This is a genomic window from Vibrio sp. MOR3 (genome assembly GCF_001557775.1).
Lineage (GTDB): Bacteria > Pseudomonadota > Gammaproteobacteria > Enterobacterales > Vibrionaceae > Vibrio > Vibrio jasicida.
In genome coordinates, this window is record NZ_LNRD01000006.1 from 81,054 (window position 1) to 104,001 (window position 22,948).

Below are 22,948 nucleotides of genomic sequence, written 5' to 3' on the forward strand. Positions count from 1 at the left end.
TTGAACTTATGCATCGGTGCACTCTTTCTTCATAATTGCCAATCCTGTTTCAAAGCAGTGACGCCACGCGTACTCGACCCTTTCATCAAAGTCAGGATCACATTGAGCGACGGTTTCTAACAGGCTTTCAAACCAGACATCGATATCTTCAGGGGCGACGCCAATATTATTGTGTCCGTGCTTATTACCGTATTTCCTCATCATGTCACGAGCGTCTGTTGAGGTGTCTGCCATCATCACAAACACAATAGATCCTTTAAGCATCCGGATTTGCTTTTTCATGTCCACGCCATCGAACTTTTGTCTGAAGTTTTCACCTTTCGACCAAAAGTTCTCATAGAACAAATCAAAGAAGTCCTCATGGGTAACGCAGCGTTCGTAGCTGTCGTTAAAAACCTCGATTACGTTCATACCCTAGCCTCCAACCAACTTATCTATTTTCATTATGAATGTAATTTGATAATCCTACCAAGCTCGTTGGTGGTTTCTGCGGTTTCTGAACGTCGGCGTACGGAGAATACCAACCTGCCTTTTAGGCGTTCAAATTCGATTTTCAATAAAAAATAGAAAGTGATTTAAACGAAACACGTATTATCAATTCGATAAAAGTCGATATTATGGACTCACTTTCGAGGTACGCATGGTTACCGATGCTAAGCGCATCTTCATTTGTCTAATAATATTAAGAGGATATAAACGTGTCTCATCAAATCATTACAGACCTAAACAACCGTTACACAGCTAAAAAATACGACGAAGAGAAACGCATCTCTCAAGAAGATATGGCAATCATCAAAGAAGCAATCCGCCTATCTGCGTCTTCTATCAACTCTCAGCCTTGGAAATTCATCGTAATTGAGAGCGACGAAGCGAAACAGCGTTTCCACGACACGTTTGCTAACATGCACCAATTCAACCAACCGCACGCTAAAGCAGCGTCTCACACTATTCTGCTAGCGTACGATCCAAAATTCACTAAAGAGAAATTCGCGAAGCGTGTTGATGCTGAAGTAACTTCTGGTCACCTACCAGCAGACATGTACGACATGTTCATGGGTGCTTACGCATTTGCTGAAGCAAACACAGATGAGAACGGCTACAACGGCGGCTGGACTAAAGCGCAAGTTTACATCGCACTTGGTAACTTACTGCACACACTAGCGCGTCTAGGTATCGACTCTACTCCAATGGAAGGTGTTGACCCAACACTGATCGGCGAAGAGTTTAAAGCAGAACTAGACGGTCACGTATGTGAAGTTGCACTAGCAATCGGCTACCACAAAGACGGCGAAGACTACAACCACGGTCTACCAAAAGCACGTCTACACATGGATGACGTAATTACTACTCTTTAATGAGTATCGTCTCCTAGGTCCTTGGTTCCTAGCCTAGAACCTAGCTATCTAAATCATTGTTCAAATTGAAAGAGCCGTACTTCTTAGTTTCCAGTCTAAGAGTACGGCTCTTTTTTATTTTGCAGAGGGGGAATCTACAAACGTTTTGATATAAGAGACAACTACGCCACTTGCTTGGACCTAAAGTTGCCAAGCAGTGCGTCATACAACTCGTTGTCACTCAGTACGCCCACTAGCTTGTTCTCTTCTACTAACAAGATAGGTTGATTGCTGCGTTGCTTTAGTTCAATCGCCTCACGCATGCTGATGTCTGGGTTAGCTTGAACGACCGTGCTTTCGCCGATGTCGTCGAGTGTGGTTGAATCGCTTTCCCAATTCACCAACGACTTATCGGAATCCACTAACGTGACGCCTTTCGGTTCTTGCTCGACCCAAATCTGCTTATCTGCACACACCAATACGCGGTCATTCTGCTGCTTAAGCTCGGTACTGGCTTGCATCAATGAACGACCTTTCAAAACATTGAGCGGATTAGTGTGAGCCACAAAATCTGCTACATAGTCGTTTTCTGGCGCAAGGATGATTTGCTCAGGCTTACCGTGTTGAATCAGTTTACCCGATTCCATAATGGCGATGTTGTTACCGATTTTCAGCGCTTCATCTAAATCGTGGCTCACAAACAAAATCGTTTTGTTGAGCTTCTCTTGCAGTTGAATCAATTCATCTTGAAGCTGAGCGCGAATCAAAGGATCGAGCGCAGAAAACGGTTCATCCATTAACAAGATGTCAGTATCCATAGCAAAGGCGCGAGCTAAACCGACGCGCTGCTGCATACCACCAGAAAGCTCATGAGGGAACTTGCTCTCCCACTCGCTTAGCCCAACCATTTCTAATTGTTCACGCGCTTTTTTACGACGTTCCGCTTTGCCAATGCCCTGCATCTCAAGACCAAACGCCACGTTATCCAATACCGTTAACCACGGCATAAGCGCAAACTTTTGGAACACCATAGAAACGCGGTGAGTACGCAAGTTACGTAGAGTTTGTTCGTCACAATTGGCAAGCTCTACCATGTCGTCGCCATCTTTGATTTTTAGTGAACCACGAGAGATCTCATTCAAGCCATTAACGGCACGAAGCAAACTTGATTTACCCGAGCCGGAAAGCCCCATCAATACACAGATCTCACCTTGTTTGACGCTCATTGTGACCTTATCAACACCAACCACTTGTCCGCTTTCATCAATGATCTCTTGGCGAGACTTGCCTTGGTCTAATAGCGCCAATGCTTGATCTTGCTGCTGACCAAACACAACGTCGAGGTTTTCAATCGTAATTGCATCCATGTTATGCCTCCTTTTGGTTTGGCGCTTTGCACAGGCGGTCGAGAATAATCGCGACCAAAACAATCGCTAAACCAGCTTCAAAGCCTTGAGAAATGTTCACTGTGTTCAGTGCACGTACGACTGGCTTACCTAGACCATCGGCACCTACTAGTGCCGCAATCACCACCATAGAAAGCGATAACATAATGCACTGGGTCACACCCGCCATTATGCTTGGCAATGCCGCTGGGAGTTCGACTTTGAAGAGCAATTTCATGCGGCTTGCACCAAACGCTTTACCCGCTTCAATCAACTCTTCTGGCACTTTGGTGATGCCAAGGTAAGTCAGACGAATCGGCGCGGCGATGGCAAAGATAATGGTGGAAATCAGACCCGGAACGATACCTAAACCAAACAGTACCAATGTTGGGATCAGATACACAAACGTTGGTACGGTCTGCATTAAATCGAGTATCGGGCGCAATAAGGTATACAACCACGGGCGATGCGCCGCCATGATGCCAAGCGGCACGCCAATTAATACGGAAATCGTTGTCGCAGCGAAGACGAGAACAAAGGTTTCCAGCATTTCTTGCCAGTAGCCGAGATTAAGAATGGTCAGCAGCGCCAGCACGATAAACACAACTAAAGGAATGCTGCGGTGTAGGAACCACGCAATCGCTGCGGTCATGATGATAGGTGCTGCCGGTGGCATCCATTTGAAAATATCCACCACGAATAGAATGATGGTTTCGAGAAAAATAGAGATAGCATCAAAGAAACCCGACGCGTTCATGGTTAACCAATCCACGCCTGTTTCCATCCATTCACCCAACGGAAGTTTGTTGTCCGTAATAAAATTCACAATAAAACCTTTGTGTTAAAAGGCGGGCATCTCTACCCACCTTTTCCTAAAGAGAGGAATGATTAAGCGTTTGTTTTTAGGTAAGAAGTAATCGCTTGTTTTGCGTCTTTGCCGTCTAGCGTCTTGACGCCTTCTAGCCACGCTTCAAATTGTTGTGGGTTGGCATTCAACCATTCTTGTGCCGCTTTCGCTGGCTTTTGTTTTTGGTTTAGAATCGCTTCCATCAACTGGTTTTCCATCTCTAGACTGAACTCTAGATTCTTAAGCAGTTGACCCACGTTTTGACACTCAGATAGGTAGTCTTGGCGCACGTTGGTGTAAACATTTGCACCGCCGTAGTTAGGACCAAAGAAGTCGTCACCGCCAGATAGGTATTCCATCTCAACATTGCTGTTCATTGGGTGCGGAGCCCAACCTAGGTAAACGATCCATTGGTTCCGGCGCACTGCGCGAGATACTTGAGACACCATGCCCGCTTCGCTTGATTCCACTAGGCTGAAGTCTGTCAAGCCGAATGCATCGCTGTCGATCATATCTTGGATCAAACGGTTGCCATCGTTACCCGGCTCAATGCCGTAGATGCGGTCTTTAAATTTATCGGCATTTTTTGCCAAGTCAGCAAAGCTTTTCACGCCAGCGTCATACACGTACTTTGGCACGGCTAGGGTGTATTTCGCGCCTTCAAGGTTTGCGCGAACGGTTTCCACTGTGCCAGCTTCACGGTATTTGGCAATATCACCTTCCATGGTTGGCATCCAGTTACCTAGGAATACGTCAATGTCGCCGTTTGCCATTGAAGAGTACGTCACAGGTACAGACAGAAGATCGGTCTTGGTTTTGTAGCCCAAGCCTTTTAGCAGTTCAGAGGTAACAGCTGTGGTTGCGGTAATGTCCGTCCAGCCTACATCGGCAAATCGAACGGTTTCACATTGGTTAGCGTAAGCACCTGTCGCCACTGCACTCAGCGCGATAGATGAAAAGATTTTTGTCATCGTAGACATGTTTAAATTCCTTGTAATGATTACTGACTTTATGAGATTGAGCTTAAGTCTCTTTTCGGCGGACGCATTCTTTGCGTCTCTTGCCAGTTCGGAGCAATCCAAACCGGTGTGTTATTCGATTGTTTAAGGGGATTACCCAAGATCATGTCCGCAGCACGCTCTGCGACCATGATGGTTGGAGCGTTTAAGTTGCCATTCGGAATCGTTGGGAAGATGGATGAATCCACTACGCGCAAGCCTTCAATGCCGCGCACTTGGCAGGCTTCATTCAGAACTGCCATTGGGTCATCGTCTGCGCCCATTTTGCAGCTACACGATGGGTGGTAAGCACTTTCTACATTTTGCTTCACCCACTCATCAATCGCCTCATCGGTAGTGATGTTAAGACCCGGCTGGATCTCTTCACCACGGAACGCATCCATTGCAGGTTGGTTGAGGATTTCACGCGTTAGACGAATACAGTCTCGCCAATCCTGCTTATCTTGTTCCGTCGAGATGTAATTGAACTCGATTTTTGGCTTGTCATTTGGGTTGGCAGAAACCACTTCGACACTGCCGCGACTCTCAGGCTTGTTTGGACCAACATGCACTTGGAAGCCGTGACCATCAAATGCCGCACGCCCGTCATAACGCATTGCTGCTGGTAGGAAGTGATATTGAATGTTTGGCGATTTCAATCCTTCACGAGAACGGATGAACGCACACGATTCAAAGTGGTTGGTTGCGCCCAGACCTTTGCGCGTCAGAACCCACTCGGTACCAATCAAACCTTTGCTAATCAAACCTAACTTGCTGTTGAGCGTGATCGGCTGTTTGCAGTGATACTGGAAATACACTTCAAGGTGGTCTTGCAAGTTCTGACCCACCCCTTCTAGTGCGTGTTTCACTTCAATGCCCGCTTTTTCAAGCACAGACTTGGGACCAATACCCGAGATTTGCAGCAGTTGTACCGAGCCGATAGAACCTGCGCTCGACACAACCTCTTTGTTGGCAAAGCACTGTTTGATTTTGCCTGATTGCTCAAACTCAATGCCGACCGCTTTCTTGCCTTCCAGCAAAATGCGATGAGCAGTTACGCCTTTCATCAAGGTGAAGTTGCTGCGCTTTTTTGCACGGCTTAAGTAAGCGTTAGAGGTAGAAGCGCGCACGCCTTTGTCTACCGTCATGTGCATAGGACCGAAGCCCTCTTGCTGGTAACCGTTGTAATCTTGCGTTTCTGGGTAGCCCGCATCTTTACCCGCTTCGATAAATGCTTGGTAGAGTGAGTTCAACTTCATGTCGTTGCCGTTACACGTCCCTACAGGACCGCTGTCGCCACGGTATTCGTCTGCGCCACCTGCCCATGTTTCCGCTTTACGGAAGTACGGCAGACACGTTTGGTAGTTCCAGCCTTTCGCGCCTTCTGCTTCCCATTCGTCAAAGTCACAAGCATGACCACGAACATAAACCATGCCGTTAATCGAAGAGCTTCCGCCTAACACTTTGCCGCGTGGACAATGCAGTTGACGTCCGTCCAATCCATCTTCCGCAACAGTTTCGAACTGCCATGCGTATTTTTCGGTGTTCATTGGGTAAGACAGCGCCGTTGGCATTTGGATGAAGATGCTCTTGTCTGAGCCCCCCGCTTCCAGCAGCAAGACTTGGTGTTGGCCGCTTTCACTCAAACGATCCGCCAAAACACAGCCTGCCGAGCCAGCACCGACGATGATGTAATCGTAGTGTTGTTGCATTACAAATCCTCCAGACTGATTACGCGTAAGGGCTATCGAAATCGCCCAAATGCACTAACACGCTCTTGGTTTGGGTGTAATGCTTGAGGGTTTCCACGCCGTTTTCACGTCCAATGCCAGACAGTTTGTAACCGCCAACTGGCATTTCAGCTGGAGAATCACCCCAGGTGTTAATCCAACAAATGCCAGCTTGGATTTGATGAATGACGCGGTGTGCACGAGAGAGATTTTGCGTGAACACACCAGCTGCAAGTCCGTAATCGGTGTTGTTAGCGCGTGCAATCACTTCGTCTTCATCACTGAACTTAAGCACTGACATCACAGGACCAAAGATCTCTTGCTGCACGTGCGGCATGTCGTCTTCGCAATCAATGAAAACCGTTGGCACAACAAAGTTACCGCTCGCCAAACCATTGTCTGTGACTTTGTAACCACCAGTCAGCAACGTTGCTTTGCTTGCTTTCGCTTGTTCAATTGCGGAAAGGACTTTTGATTCGTGCTCTTTGGAAATTAATGCGCCAATTTGGGTTTGCTCGTTAAGCGGATCGCCAACCACCAGCAACTCAGTACGAGTTTTTAGTTGAGCAACAAACTCATCATAAATACCTTCATGAACGAACACGCGAGTACCGTGCGTACAAACCTCACCTTGGGTGTAGAAGTTCGCGACCATTGCAGCAGAAACCGCGTCGTCTAGCTTGGCATCATCAAAAATGATCATTGGTGATTTACCGCCAAGCTCCATTGTGACTTGCTTTAACGTCGCAGCACTGTCACCCATCACCACTTTGCCCGTACCAGATTCCCCCGTGAAAGAGACTTTAGCGATATCTGGATGTGCGGTGAGCATTTGCCCTACTCGGTAATCACCTTGAATAACGTTGAACACGCCATCTGGCAATCCCGCTTCGCTGTAGATTTCTGCCAGTTTGAGTGCGGTTAACGGGGTTTCTTCTGATGGTTTAAAGATCATCGCATTACCCGCAGCAAGCGCAGGGGCAGATTTCCACATCGCGATTTGAATTGGGTAGTTCCACGCCCCAATGCCCGCACAAATACCTAGAGGCTCGCAGCGAGTGTAAAAAAACTGCGATTCATTCAGCGGTTGCTGTTCACCATGCATGCTAGGTGCAAGACCTGCGTAGTACTCGATCACATCCGCACCCGTTGCAATGTCTACACAATTTGCTTCTTGGATTGGCTTGCCCGTATCCGCAACTTCTAGTGCCGCCAATTCATCGTTCCTTTCACGAAGTAGCGCCACTGCTTTAAGCAGGATACGACTGCGTTCTGTCGCCGTCATGGCAGACCAAATAGCAAAACCGCGCTTGGCAGATTCAATTGCCGCTTGCATATCTTGCTGGTTAGCCTGCTTCACATTCGCAAGCGGCTCACCATTGGCAGGATTGTATGTAGTGAAGTGTTCTTCTGAGCATCCTAGGTGCATGGCACCATCGATATAGTGTGCTTTCATATCCATTTGAAGATTTGACTCTTTATTTTTGTTTTGAGTAGAACGTGAGTTGTTTGTCGAGATAGTCGTTGATGATGACGCGTGCTTTCTCGGCATCGATGCCTTGCGGGTTGAGCGTTCCGCGCAGCCAAATGCCATCAATCAGTGACGCAATACCATGCGCTACAAGCTCTGCTTGGTCTTGATCCAGCAATGCTTTTAATTCTTTTTTTAGGTGAGAAAGGAGACGTCGTTCATTCACTCGTTGCAGACGTTTGAGCTGCGCGTCATGCATGGAGTACGACCAGAATGCCAACCAAGTTTTTGCCACTTGGTTCTCGGCTTGGAAACCCACAAAGTTGCCGTCGATGATGGCATTAATACGTTGATGATGCGCATCAGCCGGTAGCTGGTTTAGGTTCTCTTTGATGGTGGCAGAAAGCTGGCGCAAGATCTCACGCATGGTCTCTTCTAACAGACCGTGCTTACCACCGAAATAGTGATTAATGATCCCCGTTGATACTCCTGCTTCTTTGCTGATCAACGAGATGCTCGCGGCGTGCAAACCTACTCTGTCGATGACCGACATCGTCGCTTTGACTAGCTGCGGTTTTCTGATTTCAGGCATCCCAACCTTGGGCATTTTGCATCCTCGTTATTTTTAATTGAACGGTTAGTTAAATATAAAATGCCTCAAATTTAGTTCGAACTCAAACTAATTATCTAGAAAAAATGGCAGACACAAGCGAATCATTTCGACAACAATCATTAATTAAACATCTGTAAAATGAAGTTTAAATCGAGATTGACACCTTAACGCATAAGAAATAAACCACTAAATTTCATATAGTAAGAAAAGAAAACTGGAATTTAACGAGCAAACACTTCATGTTGAGCACTTACACCTCAAAAACATAAACAAACAAAAATACATCGACATCAAATAATTACGACTCATTTTAATTTCATGACTATCAATTGGACAAAGAAACACCATTGCTTCGTCAAGTTGTTATAAAATGTAAACCGCTTTCTGATTATCTTGTTACTGTTTGCGTCATTTACATGAACGCTTTTGCTCTTTTCGTATGAACTATGTGTTCAGAATATCCATCAGAGCTACACACTCGATTTCGCCCCAGTGTTTTCGCTCGATACAAAGCCTTGTCTGCTCGGCGATAGCTCTGCTCAACAGAACGATTGATCGTTGTAATTCCACCACTTATCGTGATGCCCAGTACGCTTTTTGATTGAATGATTTCTTTGAGACGGTAAATCGCTTCAAACGCGCTGCGCTTATTAGTCTCTGGCATGATAATCGCAAACTCCTCTCCGCCAACACGAGCGACAATGTCTGTCTCTCGACACTGCGCTCGCATCAACTCCCCAAGTTCTTTAATCACCTCATCACCCACATCATGACCATGTTTGTCATTGATCTGCTTAAAGTGATCAATATCGATAATAGCCAGTGTGGTATTCGACACCGCATAACGGTCAGCAATACTGGCGTGACGTGCTAACTCCTTGTCAAAACGACGACGATTCCAACAGCCCGTTAGTGGGTCTTTTTCTGCAAGATTCTTGAGCTTATTCTCCAACCGAACTCGATGGCTGATATCTCGGAAGCTAAGTACATATCGATCACTCATTCCCATCCCCATTTCATAATGCGTGATGTGAGTATCTAACGTTAAGTGGTCACCAAAACGGTTCGTCACTTTGATTTCGCCTTTCCAGTTTGCTTTTGCTCCTAACTTCGCAATCGCGTCGTTCAAACAACTGAAACCATACTTCTTCAAATCTTCTCCATTCAATTGTTTGGCCGTATGTCCTGTTAACTTGGAAAAGCTTTTGTTCGCAAAGTCGACTCGTAAATTTTGATTGAGGATGACGACACCAATCACTGAGTGCGCGGCAATACTCGCGATCTTTTCGTCAATGCGTTCGCTTTCTAAGTGGTAGTTACGCAATACCATCAGTAACCCGATGACAAACAATAACAATGCCTGCCAACTGTAATCATGTGTGAGCGTGTAAATCCCCCAGCCAGTCAGCGTCAATAGATAAACAAACGGAAGTAACTTGCGCTTGGTATCGTTAGTAAATTTTCTCGCATTCATAATGCGTGCTCCGAATGATTCGATGAGCAAAGATTATTGAGTTCAAGTTGTTAAGATTTACCAATTTGCGCCACACCTTTATCACTAACAGGTTTCTGACAAACAAGCGTTATTGCTCACTTTTCGCTAATGTCGCTTAATGGCAATTTTTTGTGGTCGTTGCCCTTTATCTTATTCATCAACTTGATTGAATTAGGAAAGAAAAATGAAAGCACGCAATGCCCTTTTAATTTTACTCACGAGCACTATTGGTTTTAACGCTCATGCGATTACCGACGCAAGCAAGATTGGCGCAAACGCAGGCGCGATGAGTTACTGTTACGATCGTGTCGCCTCTGGCAAAGACAAATCGAAATACCGTTTATTGAAGCTGAAAACCTTAGAAGAATATCAAGACCTAGACAGTGGTGACCGAGCAAGAGCATTGGTCATGAAGAAAGCGGCAGAAGATGGCGAATACCTTGGTGACCCACTAGATAAGTCTCGATGTAACAGCCTCAGAAAAATGTTGTTTGTAAAGTACTAATCACACCAGCCCCTTTGAAGCCATCACTCTTTAGTGGTGGCTTTTTTGCACCTGTAATCCACCCATCAAAAATTCACCACGGCTATTTATAACCACCACAATCGATATTACTTTTTTATCTTTACGTGCGAAGTGGCGCCAAATGGTAAGTCCCCATTCCTGCTTATTTCTACTATATCGCTACAGGGTATGCATTGAGCGACAGGAGTCCCCACTTAAAAAATGAGAGACCAACATGACTTACGCAGAGTTCAAACAAACTGATTTACACACTTGTCTAACCGTTGCCGGCGAACTGATGCTGTCCATAGGTAAAGTTGCCTTTAAGACCGTAAAAATTTTATTCAAAGCCTTTACTTGGTTGGCAATCAAAACTTACCGCTATGTGATGAAGTAAGCTCGATCAGATTCTGTCACTTTACCTTTATCTAAACCGCACCTTTTTGAGGTGCGGTTTTTTGTATGTCATATCCCTGAATTCACGTCCCTATCATCACCTTGTGCCCCTTCTCTCTTTCTAAACTTTAGTACCTAAGACAGGACCATTGACGGCTAAAAATAAGAAGTGAAATAGTGTCTATTCATCGCTCTTATGCCGCTATGTTTAAGGTCTTACCCCTTACGCATAGGGTACTAGAACATAACCAAACTCAACGCGAGGGGAGCATCGAGGCGCTCTCGCTGGACAATACAAATTAGCCTAAAAGGAGACGTTAGTTTCAATGAAAGATGATACTGGTAGGAAGGTTTAAAGGGCTAGAACGGGTCAAAGGATTAACCCAGAAAGCTTTCGCTAAATGGCGTCCAATCTTTCCCCAAACGCAAAAAAGGCGCTCAGTGAGCACCTTTGGTAAGGAGGTATTTAGCCTATAGTGTGTTCTTATACACAACACCGTCTTTCATGATGACTTTCTTAGTTTCATCTTGTACCACGCAATCTACACCTTCTAGTGGATTGCCGTCGACGATAAGCAAGTCTGCATAAGCACCTTCCACAATTTGACCTAACTTACCTTCTTGATACGGATGTTTGTAAGTCGACAATTCAAATAGACGCCCACAGTTTGAGGTAGCCATGCGAAGTGCTGTAATCGTATCGAATGTGGTTTCAATAGCGCCCAGCTCTTGCATCTGACTTTCATGAACGTTTGCTTTACCAACACAGTCGGTACCAAACGCTAGGTTTTGAATATCGTATTTCTTGATAAGCTCAGCAGACTTAAACATTGCCTTACCAACGCGTTCTGTCTTGCGGTAAGTCTCTTCGTTTGGCAACGGGATCTTACGTTCTGCAATCAATGATGACGTGAAGTATGAAGGAACCAGCCAGATGCCTTTCTCTTTTACAATTTGGGCGATTTCATCGTCCATAATAGTAGCGTGCTCAAAGGACATGACACCTGCCTCTGCGGCACGTTTCATCGCTGGTGCTGTGTGAATATGAGCCGCTACATAGGTACCATAATCGCTTGCCGCTTCCACCGCCGCTTTCATTTCATCTAACGTGTATTGCAACGTATCCAGAGGATCAAACGTAGAGGATGCACCACCACCTGCCATCACTTTGATTTGAGAAGCGCCCATAAACAACTGCTCTCGAACCGCTTTCAATACTTCTGCACGACCATCCGCGACTTTAAATGCGCCCGACTTCATTAGTGGTGAGTCTTCATGACCGTTCGCTAGGCGTTCTTGTGCTTGGTTTTGACGGTAGTCTGAGTGACCACAAGTTTGCGAAATCGCGGCCATACAAGGCAAAATTCTTGGACCTTTCGCATAACCTTTATCGATACTGTTCTTCAGACCTAATGTGTTGCCTGCAACATCACGAATGGTCGTAAAGCCACGCATCAACATCTCTTCAGAGATTCTCGCTGAGCGAATCGCGATCTCTTCTCGAGTCATGCCATCCAGCTCATTGAAGCCCGCTGAAAGCGTAATGTGTACGTGTGCATCAATTAAACCTGGCATCACCGTTTTGCCTTCTGCATCGATGATTTGCTCAGCATTCGAGTCATCCACTTTCCCGATTTGTGTGATTAAGTTATTTTCAATCAGAAGGTCCACGTTCTTCAGAAGTTGCTCATCTACACCGTTAAACACGTTTGCATTTTTAATTACGATACTCATGGTTTCTATCTCCGAGTCAGTTGTCTCAATACAGGTGCATCATATCGAGTGGACCGGAAATAAAATTGCCATTTCGCGACAAGCAAAACATTCAAGACTTAAGTTAGGTTTCGTGATAGATTCCGTCGCCATTTAAATATGCACTACCACCCTTATTAACTATCGCGCGGACAATCCACGTTATGTTTTCTCAATCAGTCATCGAACAACTTAAATATTATGTTTACTTCCTACGAGACCCTCGCAACGGCATCGTCTTCTATGTTGGAAAAGGCAGAGGCAATCGAATCTTTAATCATGCAGAATGTGCATTAGAAAGTGATAGCTCTAGCGACAAACTTGACACAATTCGAAGTATTTTAAATGCGGGATTCAAAGTAGAACACTATGTATTGAGGCATGGATTAGGCGAAGTAACGGCATTTGAGGTTGAAGCAGCGCTCATCGATTATATAGGACTAACCAACCTGTCTAATTTACAAGGGGGTCATTACTCCAGCGATTTTGGCATTAAAACGACTGATGAGATTATCGCTATGTATAGTGCCGAAGCGCTCGAGACCTCATTACCCATCGTACTTATTAACATCAATAAAAAGTACTATCGCGAAATTACGCAAGAAGAGCTTTACGATGCAACAAGAGAAGCTTGGGTCATTGGCAGCAAACGAGATAGAGCAACTTACGCAGTAACAACCTATCGTGGGTTAACTCGCGAAGTTTACAAGATCAAATCTTGGTATCCAGTCGATATTGATGGAAAAGAACGTTGGGGCTTTATTGGAGAATTAGCCAATGAAACCGTTCGAGAACAGCTTCGTTACAAGGCCATTTCTTCGCATTTCCCACAAGGCGCTGCAAACCCGATTAAATACCTAAACTGTAATGCGCCTTTATTTGTTGTCAGAACTATGCCGCCACAAAAAATAGTACAAGCTCCTATTGATGCAACGGAAAAGAACTTGAACCTCATTGTGCATATTCAGAAAGGCAAAGAAAAACATGGTTATGAATGGGGAACACGCCAAGCATGGAAATGCGGAGATAAAGCACATCGGGTAAAACGTGTAATCGGTGTCGTAAAAGGTAAAGTCGCTTGCGTAATCGATGGAGTGACAGCTCAGCTATCCACTCCAATGATCAACCCAAACCACGATATAGGCTGTGAGGGACGTTATGCATTCTTAAATGGTATCTGCTTCAACGAAAATGATACCCATGCAGAAGAACAATGCGAATTGATGTTCAAAAAGATATCGGGGCTTGGGCAAGGCCACCGTTATCTCAACGATGAAGAGTTGGAATCACTCACAAGCGAGTGATCGAAGAGCCGCCATACGCGGCTCTGTCTTACAACACTGTCAAACATGAGTTCTAGATTCAGTCACGTCTAAAAAAGGAATGCCATTACCTATTATCATTTCATCTTTTCTAAAATCACGCAGATTACACAAGTTACAACTTGGATCGCAATCCACCAGACATTCGAGCTTTTCTTTCACCTTCTTCAATAGAACGGGGTTAGAAATCGATTTGATTATATTGTGTCTGAATAGGTAAACACCCATGCTACCCTTCTCTTTTGGCGGATAGTACTTTACTTCTTCTGCGTTAAAGACCAGCTTGCTGAATGCAATTAATGGTTGAAAATCGACGATGAAAAAGTACGCGTAATCTTTCTTACTGGAATATCTAATCAAGTAATAGCAAAGAGCTTGAACAATCAATTCAAAATAGTGCGCCGAACTTGTAAAGTACCCCACACCAATCAAACAGCTACGCTCAGCTTCTTCCTGTGGAAGCGTAATAAATGAAGGTAGCCCATTAATACCTTCAATGTTCACCATGCCGTACCAATGGCCTACCGTTGCCTCTTGGTCATTTTTAATTAAAACGCATTGATACTTCACATCACTCGCTTTCTCTTGAAGGTCCTGATAGAACCTTTTGAGAGGTGAAATGTTATGGTTAAACTCTTTGAACATGTCAGAGTATTCATTGATCGTCAGACTTTTTATTTCGCTTTTAGGAGGCCCAGACACCTTGCGATAAGAAAGGTTAGAAATCGAAAAATCTAGAGCTCGAACTAAGGTGCTGATGACAAGATCATGTTTGTTCGAGTAACGAACCTTAGACAGATCCATTCGTAACAGAACCTCTATTAAATCAATATCCAAACACTTGGCAATATAGAACTGTTTATATATTGGCGGGATACTTTTACCGGTAAACCATCGGCTTAAGGTAATAGAATCAAGGCCTTTAAACTCCTCATAGTAGTTATTTTGTAACAGCGCGATAAGGTCCTTTCGAGAAATATCTCGAGTATCGACCCACCGACTCAACTCATCTTTAAAACAATAAGTCATATAACTCCCCTCCCTGTAAAACTCAAAATGCCCATTGTAAAAAATGGACATTCATACCCCAGAAACCGGTATCTTGAAGTTACTCGGGTATCAGTTAGGTATCGCATTTAAATCTTTGAATACTTCTATAGGTATTCTCTTTCAAATAACGCAGCCAACCATAATTTGAGATTATTTAAATTTACCTAAATTAGAAATACATGCAGGTGAGTATCAGATTTTTCTGACGCGACATAGAGAACCTCTGAAGGCTCAATCGAATATCGGTTCCTCAATATCGCTTATTGCATAAAAAAGAATCATTGAAGTGGTATTTATTTACCTTTCAAATAGTTAAGTCGATTCAACCCTCGTACTGCCTCTCTCGTTTCCTCTCGCTGATAGGCCGTCTCTGTTAGAAAACACATACCATGCTCTCTACCACGACATCGGCAAAAATCAGACCGAAGTAATGCCCAATACTTATTCGTGCTGCCCTCAGGTGCTTTTGTGGCAGCTTCCGACCAAAGCTCGCACGCCAACCCCCATTCGTATTCTCTTTCACTCTGACAAGCTTGCTTTGCCAACTCTAAATACATTCTGTTCGCCATATGCCCACTCACGTTTTATTTTTAAAAAGAACATGTTATGAGGTAATAACTATAATGGGATAGCATTGAGAAAGGATTTAAACACAGCAAGGCAACTGTCTAAGCTATCCCCCTTTAAGCAAACTAATATTCACCAAAAGAAGACAAAAAAAGAGCCGTAAATACGGCTCTTATAGAAGTTTTTTGCGAGGCAGAATAGCATCGTTGTTAGCTCATACTCACCATGCAAATAAACTTGTTCGTATCAAACGCTTTATCAAGCTCTTTATGCTTATCTGATGAATAAACGCTGCCTTTATTCGTCCAATAATCTCCAGAAGAAAGGTTGGCGTACTTTTCAAGGTATTGATAAGCAGTAGTGCTAGGTAAACGGGAGGATAGCCGTTCACAATACTGGGTAGCCTGCTCTCTATTTAGGAAGATATCGTGAGACTTTTGGTTGCCTTTAAACTGGGGCAAAAGGTAAGTAAACGCATCGTCTTTATACAGCACTTTATTGGTATAGCGTTTCACATCTTGCTTCACAGCAGGCTCCATTCCGGCAACGGCGTTTTTTGGTAAAAGGCTCTCAGAGAATTTGCCAGAATGCTTGTCTCTAGTTGCTTCATCATCAACCTTACTCGCCTCTTCCATTACTGAACGAGTTGAATGGAGGTCGGTTGCGTTGGCCTTATTTGGAAATGGAAAGAAGTAATCACCGCCATTTTTGAGATTCAATTTAAGCGATTGTGTCTGATTGCTATTTACGGCGCGAACACTGTAAACCCCCACGTAATTACCCGTCACATCTACTCTATCACCCGACCCGACTTCTTGATCGTTGATGTAGAACACCGTATTTTCTGAGTTCGAACGGAACACAAACCGCACTCTATCTAGGTTTAACGCCTGTCTAAGCTCCATTTCTGTATTTACACTGTAGGCATGTTTGTAACTCGCATCCGCGGTAAAGGAGAGATCGCCATTTAGTCTTTGGTTTGCATCTACCACTCTAAAACGCGTAAGTTGAATGCGCGACAAGCCACCTTTACTCAACACAAATGCATTTTTGATAGAAGGAAGATTGCGGTTCACGCATGTTGATAGGCTTTCCGATACATTACACTGTAATTGGCCTTGATAAGTATCGTTAATCACGCGTTTCGAATCGTCCAAATGTCGAGCTTTGATCTTCTCATACAAAGCCAGCAACGCGTCGTTTTTCTTTCGCTCAATCTGACTGGCTTCTCGTTGGTCTTGCGACAGCTGCTGTTTTGTTTCTGCAAGCAACTTGCCGGCGGTCTCAATCTCTTTCTTCATTGAGTTCACTTTGGATGACATGTTACGTAAGGTGAGCATCAAGGATTCATCGTAGACGCCATCGACCAACTTGTCTGTTAAACGGTTTGAATCAGATTTGATCATCTCAACGTTGTTGACCAACTTGATCTTGGTGGACTCAATTTCAGCATTCAATTTATTGTAATGCGCAATATTTTCATCAATATTGAGCGCGCTATATTCTTGCTGATAAGCCGACTTGATGTCGTTTAGCTTATCTTGCTCATTAAAGTTAATTAGCTCTGAGGCAGCAGTAACACCACTCCATGCTAGACCCACCCATATGACTAATACTGTTTTAGATTTACCCACTGCCACTCCAAATTGACCCACCACGACACCATTGTTGTTAATGCTTCACCTTGCGTTTTAGGCAAGGTGAACACTCTGCGATTAAAACCTATTCCGTTGGCTTTACTTCGTCTGGTTTTATTTGATCTGGTTTTATTTGATCTGGTTTTGCCTGATCATTCTTAGAAGCCCATATTTCTGAGCGTCTGTTTTGTGATCGTCCCTCAGCGGTTGAATTCGACGCAATCGGCTGAGTTTCACCAAATGAACGAACGACAATACGGCTTTTATCCACGCCTTGCGCAATCAAACCGTTAGACGTTGTCAACGCACGCTGCAAGCCCAACGATTGGTTGTAGCCTTCAGAACCCTTGCTGTCGGTGTGACCATCTACCGCAATAGCACTATCGCTATTTTTCAGCGAACCTGCGAGTTGATTCAGAGCCTTACTGCCCATCGGAGTTAAGTTGGATTGGTCAAAGCCAAAATGCAGACGCGCAACTAAGCCCTTGCCTTGTAGATAGTTGTTTTGATTGCCAATCCAAGTCGAACATCCAGATTGTTCCAACCCCAACTTTGATTTACCCGCCAATACTTGTTTTAGCTCGTTACTGTCGGATTTTTGCTCTATCTGCAAAAAGCCCTGTCGATGTTGACCAATTCCGATAACATCATCCACAGTGACACTATGTTGGTACTCGCTGAAGGTATTGTCGCAATAAACACTAAGCCCTTCTCCAGCCTTTACTGCAAAGCTTAACGGCATCATTGATAACGCGATTGCGCCAATCACTAACTTTTTCATATTTTCCTCTAGTACAACTTAGTTATTCCACTTGTTTTTGAGCCTTTGCGGATGAGTTCTTCTATCTTTTCAATCAATTCATCTAAGTCAGATACATCGATGATGTCTTCACTTGGATTGACAACACAGTCTTGAAAACCACTTTGTTGAGAAGCACGAAAATCGATACCAATAACACCGATGTATAAGCCCGGAATCTCTGCTCTGGCTTTGTCGCACATACCGTTGTCTACTAGCCCTTTCAGAATGCCGTTGTTAGGACTTTCCTGCCCATCACTCAAAATCAGCAGCATCTTGATTTTCTTGTTGTACGCTTGCTGCTCTTCATCATCTGTACTGTTTGGGTCTCCATCATGAAGAACCTGAGATCCTCTTAATATGCCTTGAAACGCAGCAGTACCGCCATCTGCCCACATCGACTTAATTGCGTTCAAATCGGAAAGCTTGTTCGATAATCGAATGTTGTAAAACTGCGATGAATTGGAGGAACCATGTGCGTTAAATAGACGTGTTCCACTCACACTATAGAAATTGGGCTTTAATCCCGATTTATCAGTAAACATGGTTGAAACTGACGCCGGAAAATCCACATAGTTGTAAACATCCGCAACGGCATAACGGTCCAAATTGATGACATCACGAATACGCTTCGCATACTTTTGATTATCCGATTTGGGGTTTGAACATCTTGATTGCCTGCTCGCACAGTTGAGTACCTGACTTTGCGAATACGTACGCCAATAATCCCAATTAACATCGTTATAGGTATACGGCGATAGATAAGCGTTATAACCATCTCTGTAACTTAATTGGCTAGTCGCGCGAGCTTGATTGCCCCCGACGATTTCTCTGGTTCGAACGTTAAATGGAACAAAACCTACTCGATTAAGCAGCTTGTCTCCGGTTGTATCTTCTCCCGGCTCGTCACAAACATCTTTCCACTCTCCATCGACATACTCTTTACGAGTAGATGTACAAAGAATCTTGTTTGATATTTGATCGATTGCGGTTTTCAAATCATCAATTTTTTTATGTCGACTTGATCCCCACCTTTCGTCCATCGAGCCTGAAAAATCAGATACGAAGACAATATCGATGTTGTTATCTCCAAGGTAAACGGGGTATTTTCTGGCTAACGAACGGCCCGCTAAATCCTGTTGCTCATTAAAAGAAGGAACAAAACTACTCGCAAACCATGAGTCGTGTGTCGTCCTTGCGTTCACCGTATATTGAATGTATTCGAGCACCCCAGCCCCTTCATCTTCCGCCTGATGAAATCGCTGGGCAGAAAGGCTGGCTGATTTAATATCTCGCACATAGTTTTCGACATATTTCGTTGCCAGTTCACGAGCTGCATCGGGCTGGTCTTCAATGGTCACCGCCATCGCAGCAGCCTCTGCTGAGTCTCTTAATCGGCTGGACTCTTGAACATAACGTGTTCCCTCAACAGCCCAAAAAGTGAACCCCATGATAGGAACAAGCAATAAACCCATCCATATCGCGGCGACGCCTTTTTGTTGTTGGAGACTTTGATGCTGGTATCGCTGCATTTTCATTTCATTATCTCCCTGGCATGATTGAAGAAGAGCCAATCTTGACCGTTGTCCCTGTGCCGCCATTGAAAAAAGGTTTGAACCAAGAGCTTTGCTCTTCGCATACACTGACTCGATACAGTGGGTATACGATGCCTTTTTCAACCGGAGCCAAATCTGCATGAGCAAGAATTGAGTCCGTTTCGCAACCTAATTTATTGAATTTGCTACTGGTAAAAGCAGCCACATTCGCCTTATTCGTCAACGACTCGATTTTAATCGCCACATTATCTGGCGTTGTATCTAGCATCCGGCTCGCCACTTGAGTCAGGTCTTCTAAATCTGTATTGGTGACGGATAAGTTTTTCCCTGCCAACACATCAGCATCAAAGTAACGAGTACGTTCTTTGATCACATTGACTAAGGCAAAGCTGGAACGATCGAGCTTTGCGCGCACAAGTAGCTGATAACTGAGATCCGCCGCAAAAAGGTAAACACCCCACAATGCGACAAGAACAAACACAAGCTCAATAGTAAATGCGCCTTTTTGGTGCTTGGTCGAAGGTAAAAATCGGTTACGGAGTGTCATCTTTCCACCCTTCATGCTCTAAGTTCAAAACCATGGTTCGAGCAATGTCTTTATCAGCAGCACCAGTTAGCTTTATCATTGGAGAGTAGTGATACGTAACCGTGATTTCGGCTAGGTCATAATTGAAGTTCAGACCTTGATCAGAATGCCCTCTATTGGCAATAAAATCGTCATAGGTTTTGTAGTACCGACCTTGAATAGAGAATCGGGCACTATCAATTAAAAAATGCCACAGGTTATTATCGGCTCCTATCAACGTTCGAAACTTATCTTCATACTGTTGATTAATGCCTTTTCCCTCATAGATCTTTGTGTTTCTTATGGTTTCTCTGAGAGAGTACTCCGTCATGTTTACGACGTAGATTTGATAGCTGGATTCGAAAATAGCAAAAGTGGCAAAGAACAAAACGAGCGCACCCAAAGCAAACTCTATCGCCGTCACCCCCTTCTGCTTGCAAAGACTTCTCATCACTAACTCCTAGTCTGAGTCAATTCAGTCGCGATACTGTGGATCTCTTGAGCTGAGAAATCACCTTTAAGCAATTTCTTCGCTGCGTCCATTTGTTGTGCTTTCATAAGTGCAATAGCAAGGTTCGCTTTGACCACTTTATTTGCTGGATTGTCTTTTAACACGGGAGTTAGCGTCTCAATTGCTTGTTGGTACTCACCGTTTGCCATGTGTATCATCGCAATATTGTTCTTGATCACGACATCGTCGTATCCACGTAAGCGGGCGTTATTCAGCTCTTGATAAGCATCTTCATACTTACCCGCTTTGGTGTAGGATACGCCGAGCAAGACATGAATTTGTCCTGCCTGATTACCAGCACTGACTGAAGATAGATAAGCGGCAATGGCATTTTCAGTGTCGTTTTTTGCATCAAATACCTGCCCTTCTAGTTGATACAGACTAGGATTCTCAATACCCTCTTTTCTGAGGTGTTGAACGTAGAAGTTAGCTGATTCAAGATCCCCTTTATGGAAGTAAGCCCACGCGAGGTTTTCTTTTACCGCAGGATCTTGCGAACCTTGCTCCAGCTTGGATTTATAATGCGTGATTAAGCCGTCGTAATTCTTCACTTTTTCCATGCTAGTGACATCATCTAGTTGCTGGCTCTGCTGTGAAGGTGTCGATTGACAGCCAGCTAATACGCTTAACGCGAACAAAACGACAGAAATACGTTTTGCAACCATTAGTTACCCCCAATATTGATCGACATTTGCATGACACTCGGAGCGAGTATCAGAATGACGATCGGAAACATAATGAATAAGATCAAAGGCACACTCATCTTCGCCGAGAGTTTGCCAACCTTTTCCTCGACCGTAAGAATTTGAACTTTTCGCATGTCCTCTGCGAGATCACTTAATACTTGAGCCACGGAGGTTCCGTATTGCAAATTTTGAATAATAGTCAGGACAAAGCTTCGAACTGCTGGTGTTGGTATCCGGTCACTGAGATCATTAAGCGCCTTTTCTACACCGTGTATTTTGGCTGAATCGGAAGTGCGTTTAATTTGATAGCAAAGGTCTGAATCAAACTCTGCCAACTCCTTCCCTAAGTACACCAAAGCCGCTTCTATCGTCATACCGGTTTGAACACACACCGACATCATGTCTAATAAATACGGTAACTGAGATGACGTCTTACTAATCAAGACTTTACGTCGAAGCTGCAGTAAGGTATCAGGTACAACTATCACGCCAATAAGAGCAAAAATGACCACGATAAGCTGACTGGTCGTTGTCATATCCGACAGTAAAACCCCACCAGCAACCAAAGCAAGTACCAACAACTTGGCCGGAAAATAGAACTTGGCCCACTCTGTGTTGTAATACCCAGCTTCAATCATTTTTTGTTCTAATTCGTGTCGATACTCTTTACCGAAACGGACAAAAAAACGGTTAACGCGAGAGGGGGCACGCACTGCATCTCCCCCGATGTAAAATGCCACTTTCTTGCGTCGCTGCTCACTACGTAGTGAATCAACAATTAAAAAGAGTAACGAAACAAACAGCACAACAAGAGAAACCAATAACATCATGCGCGCACTCCTTTGACTAACAGCCAAACAATGAATAACCCGAACAACTCACTGCCAAGCACATAAAAGAGCACGATTCGGCCAGAAGGGTCATACAAGACATAATCCACATTGCCAGGGTTTACATAGTTAAGAATAACCATAAAAATCAATGGGATTGCTGCCACAATCTTGGCCGAAATCCTCGCTTCAGAGGTCATCGCCATTTTCTTTTTCTCTAACGTCCTAGCATCCACCAAGACTCGAATAAGTCTTGCTAACACCCCTTTAAGCTGACCACCACGCGCAATGTTTGCTCTAAGCGTTACGGTAAAGAAGAGAAACTCCGGATACGGGTAGTTCTTGCAAGAACGTTGAAGTACCACTTCAGGAGATTCACCTAACTTCAACCGGTCACCCATTAACTTGAATTCACGACCAATTGAGTTGTCCATAACCTCTCCGACGTAACTAATGGCTTGCATTAGACTGTCGCCAGCCGTTACCGCGCTCATCAGAATATTCAGCGCATCCGGGAATGTGTTTTCAAAATCTCGACGTCTTCTTGTGACCAGGTAGCGATAACCAAAAATGGTAAGCAACAAAGATAAACCGAGAATCAACACTGTATTCGTCATCAACAATAATTTAACGACGACGTACCAAGATGCAATCAGACTGCCCGTGATATACAGCGCTATGTACAGAGAAGATCTCGGCCCCAATACAGTTAATGTTGGTGAAATGGATTCTTTGAACTTTTGCCAGCTTTGCTTTCGTACCAACGATTTAACGTTGATAGCATTGAAGTTTTCCGCTTCAGCTTCTTCAATATTGAAAAACTGGTTAACCTTTTTGACCTTCGAATCCCTGATCAAAAGCAGTACAACCGCAAAGAGGATGAGCGAGATCCAGAGCAT

General features: G+C 44.3%; 22 protein-coding genes. 4 read left to right on the forward strand and 18 right to left on the reverse strand.

The window, feature by feature from the left end; all coding sequences use genetic code 11:
• Positions 1 to 6: 6 nt before the first annotated feature.
• Positions 7 to 411: a hypothetical protein gene (locus ATB76_RS13715; RefSeq protein ID WP_038868033.1), complete on the reverse strand. Its 405-nt coding sequence runs from the start codon at positions 409 to 411 to the stop codon at positions 7 to 9.
• A gap of 287 nt (positions 412 to 698) precedes the next feature.
• On the opposite strand from ATB76_RS13715, the gene ATB76_RS13720 reads away from it, so the two are divergent.
• On the forward strand, positions 699 to 1,355 hold the full coding sequence (locus ATB76_RS13720; protein WP_005452292.1) for an NAD(P)H-dependent oxidoreductase: 657 nt from the start codon (positions 699 to 701) through the stop codon (positions 1,353 to 1,355).
• A 161-nt stretch (positions 1,356 to 1,516) separates the two neighbouring features.
• Here the strand turns inward: ATB76_RS13720 and choV are convergent, their stop codons facing one another.
• The 7 genes from choV to ATB76_RS13755 all read right to left on the reverse strand — a co-directional run bounded on the left by choV (position 1,517) and on the right by ATB76_RS13755 (position 9,852).
• Positions 1,517 to 2,701 carry a choline ABC transporter ATP-binding protein gene (gene choV, locus ATB76_RS13725; RefSeq protein ID WP_061035484.1) on the reverse strand — a complete coding sequence of 395 codons (1,185 nt, stop codon included), beginning with the start codon at positions 2,699 to 2,701 and terminating at the stop codon, positions 1,517 to 1,519.
• Position 2,702: 1 nt separating this feature from the next.
• Positions 2,703 to 3,545 (reverse strand): choline ABC transporter permease subunit, encoded by an 843-nt coding sequence (gene choW / locus ATB76_RS13730; protein WP_005425967.1) that lies wholly within the window; start codon positions 3,543 to 3,545, stop codon positions 2,703 to 2,705.
• 62 nt (positions 3,546 to 3,607) lie between these two features.
• Complete coding sequence (locus ATB76_RS13735) at positions 3,608 to 4,546, reverse strand: choline ABC transporter substrate-binding protein (protein ID WP_061035485.1); 939 nt, start codon at positions 4,544 to 4,546, stop codon at positions 3,608 to 3,610.
• A 29-nt stretch (positions 4,547 to 4,575) separates the two neighbouring features.
• Positions 4,576 to 6,276 carry a choline dehydrogenase gene (gene betA, locus ATB76_RS13740; RefSeq protein ID WP_061035486.1) on the reverse strand — a complete coding sequence of 567 codons (1,701 nt, stop codon included), beginning with the start codon at positions 6,274 to 6,276 and terminating at the stop codon, positions 4,576 to 4,578.
• A gap of 19 nt (positions 6,277 to 6,295) precedes the next feature.
• Entirely contained in the window at positions 6,296 to 7,756 is a 1,461-nt protein-coding gene (betB, locus tag ATB76_RS13745; RefSeq protein WP_061035487.1) for a betaine-aldehyde dehydrogenase, read from the reverse strand.
• A gap of 16 nt (positions 7,757 to 7,772) precedes the next feature.
• On the reverse strand, positions 7,773 to 8,372 hold the full coding sequence (gene betI, locus ATB76_RS13750) for a transcriptional regulator BetI (protein ID WP_061035488.1): 600 nt from the start codon (positions 8,370 to 8,372) through the stop codon (positions 7,773 to 7,775).
• A 418-nt stretch (positions 8,373 to 8,790) separates the two neighbouring features.
• Entirely contained in the window at positions 8,791 to 9,852 is a 1,062-nt protein-coding gene (locus tag ATB76_RS13755) for a sensor domain-containing diguanylate cyclase (RefSeq protein ID WP_061035489.1), read from the reverse strand.
• 205 nt (positions 9,853 to 10,057) lie between these two features.
• Between ATB76_RS13755 and ATB76_RS13760 the strand changes: the two genes are divergently transcribed.
• Both ATB76_RS13760 and ATB76_RS28465 read left to right on the forward strand, forming a co-directional pair.
• Positions 10,058 to 10,378 carry a hypothetical protein gene (locus ATB76_RS13760; protein WP_038868052.1) on the forward strand — a complete coding sequence of 107 codons (321 nt, stop codon included), beginning with the start codon at positions 10,058 to 10,060 and terminating at the stop codon, positions 10,376 to 10,378.
• 235 nt (positions 10,379 to 10,613) lie between these two features.
• Positions 10,614 to 10,775 (forward strand): hypothetical protein, encoded by a 162-nt coding sequence (locus ATB76_RS28465; RefSeq protein WP_179946836.1) that lies wholly within the window; start codon positions 10,614 to 10,616, stop codon positions 10,773 to 10,775.
• Between the two features lie 470 nt (positions 10,776 to 11,245).
• Here the strand turns inward: ATB76_RS28465 and ATB76_RS13765 are convergent, their stop codons facing one another.
• Positions 11,246 to 12,508 carry an amidohydrolase family protein gene (locus tag ATB76_RS13765; protein ID WP_061035490.1) on the reverse strand — a complete coding sequence of 421 codons (1,263 nt, stop codon included), beginning with the start codon at positions 12,506 to 12,508 and terminating at the stop codon, positions 11,246 to 11,248.
• 182 nt (positions 12,509 to 12,690) lie between these two features.
• Here ATB76_RS13765 and ATB76_RS13770 point away from each other — a divergent pair, with 182 nt between their 5' ends.
• Complete coding sequence (locus tag ATB76_RS13770) at positions 12,691 to 13,830, forward strand: hypothetical protein (RefSeq protein WP_061035491.1); 1,140 nt, start codon at positions 12,691 to 12,693, stop codon at positions 13,828 to 13,830.
• A 39-nt stretch (positions 13,831 to 13,869) separates the two neighbouring features.
• Here ATB76_RS13770 and ATB76_RS13775 read toward each other — a convergent pair whose 3' ends face one another.
• From ATB76_RS13775 to ATB76_RS13820, 9 genes are all read right to left on the reverse strand, one after another.
• Positions 13,870 to 14,877 carry a hypothetical protein gene (locus ATB76_RS13775; protein ID WP_042600407.1) on the reverse strand — a complete coding sequence of 336 codons (1,008 nt, stop codon included), beginning with the start codon at positions 14,875 to 14,877 and terminating at the stop codon, positions 13,870 to 13,872.
• 797 nt (positions 14,878 to 15,674) lie between these two features.
• A complete protein-coding gene (locus ATB76_RS13785; protein ID WP_230677725.1) occupies positions 15,675 to 17,099 on the reverse strand; it encodes a hypothetical protein in 1,425 nt (474 codons plus the stop codon).
• An 88-nt stretch (positions 17,100 to 17,187) separates the two neighbouring features.
• Complete coding sequence (locus ATB76_RS13790) at positions 17,188 to 17,883, reverse strand: OmpA family protein (RefSeq protein ID WP_061035492.1); 696 nt, start codon at positions 17,881 to 17,883, stop codon at positions 17,188 to 17,190.
• 8 nt (positions 17,884 to 17,891) lie between these two features.
• Positions 17,892 to 19,439 (reverse strand): TadE/TadG family type IV pilus assembly protein, encoded by a 1,548-nt coding sequence (locus ATB76_RS13795; RefSeq protein ID WP_038880816.1) that lies wholly within the window; start codon positions 19,437 to 19,439, stop codon positions 17,892 to 17,894.
• Between the two features lie 4 nt (positions 19,440 to 19,443).
• Positions 19,444 to 20,004: a tight adherence pilus pseudopilin TadF gene (gene tadF, locus ATB76_RS13800; RefSeq protein ID WP_038868070.1), complete on the reverse strand. Its 561-nt coding sequence runs from the start codon at positions 20,002 to 20,004 to the stop codon at positions 19,444 to 19,446.
• The gene (locus ATB76_RS13805) at positions 19,991 to 20,473 is read right to left on the reverse strand and encodes a TadE family protein (protein ID WP_042600400.1); all 483 of its coding nucleotides are present in this window, start codon (positions 20,471 to 20,473) and stop codon (positions 19,991 to 19,993) included. The genes tadF and ATB76_RS13805 overlap by 14 nt, the downstream gene beginning before the upstream one ends.
• A 2-nt stretch (positions 20,474 to 20,475) precedes the next feature.
• Positions 20,476 to 21,198 (reverse strand): tetratricopeptide repeat protein, encoded by a 723-nt coding sequence (locus ATB76_RS13810; protein ID WP_042600399.1) that lies wholly within the window; start codon positions 21,196 to 21,198, stop codon positions 20,476 to 20,478.
• Positions 21,198 to 22,049 (reverse strand): type II secretion system F family protein, encoded by an 852-nt coding sequence (locus ATB76_RS13815; RefSeq protein WP_039976752.1) that lies wholly within the window; start codon positions 22,047 to 22,049, stop codon positions 21,198 to 21,200. Before ATB76_RS13815 ends, ATB76_RS13810 begins: the two co-directional genes overlap by 1 nt.
• The gene (locus ATB76_RS13820; RefSeq protein ID WP_038880822.1) at positions 22,046 to 22,948 is read right to left on the reverse strand and encodes a type II secretion system F family protein; all 903 of its coding nucleotides are present in this window, start codon (positions 22,946 to 22,948) and stop codon (positions 22,046 to 22,048) included. The genes ATB76_RS13815 and ATB76_RS13820 overlap by 4 nt, the downstream gene beginning before the upstream one ends.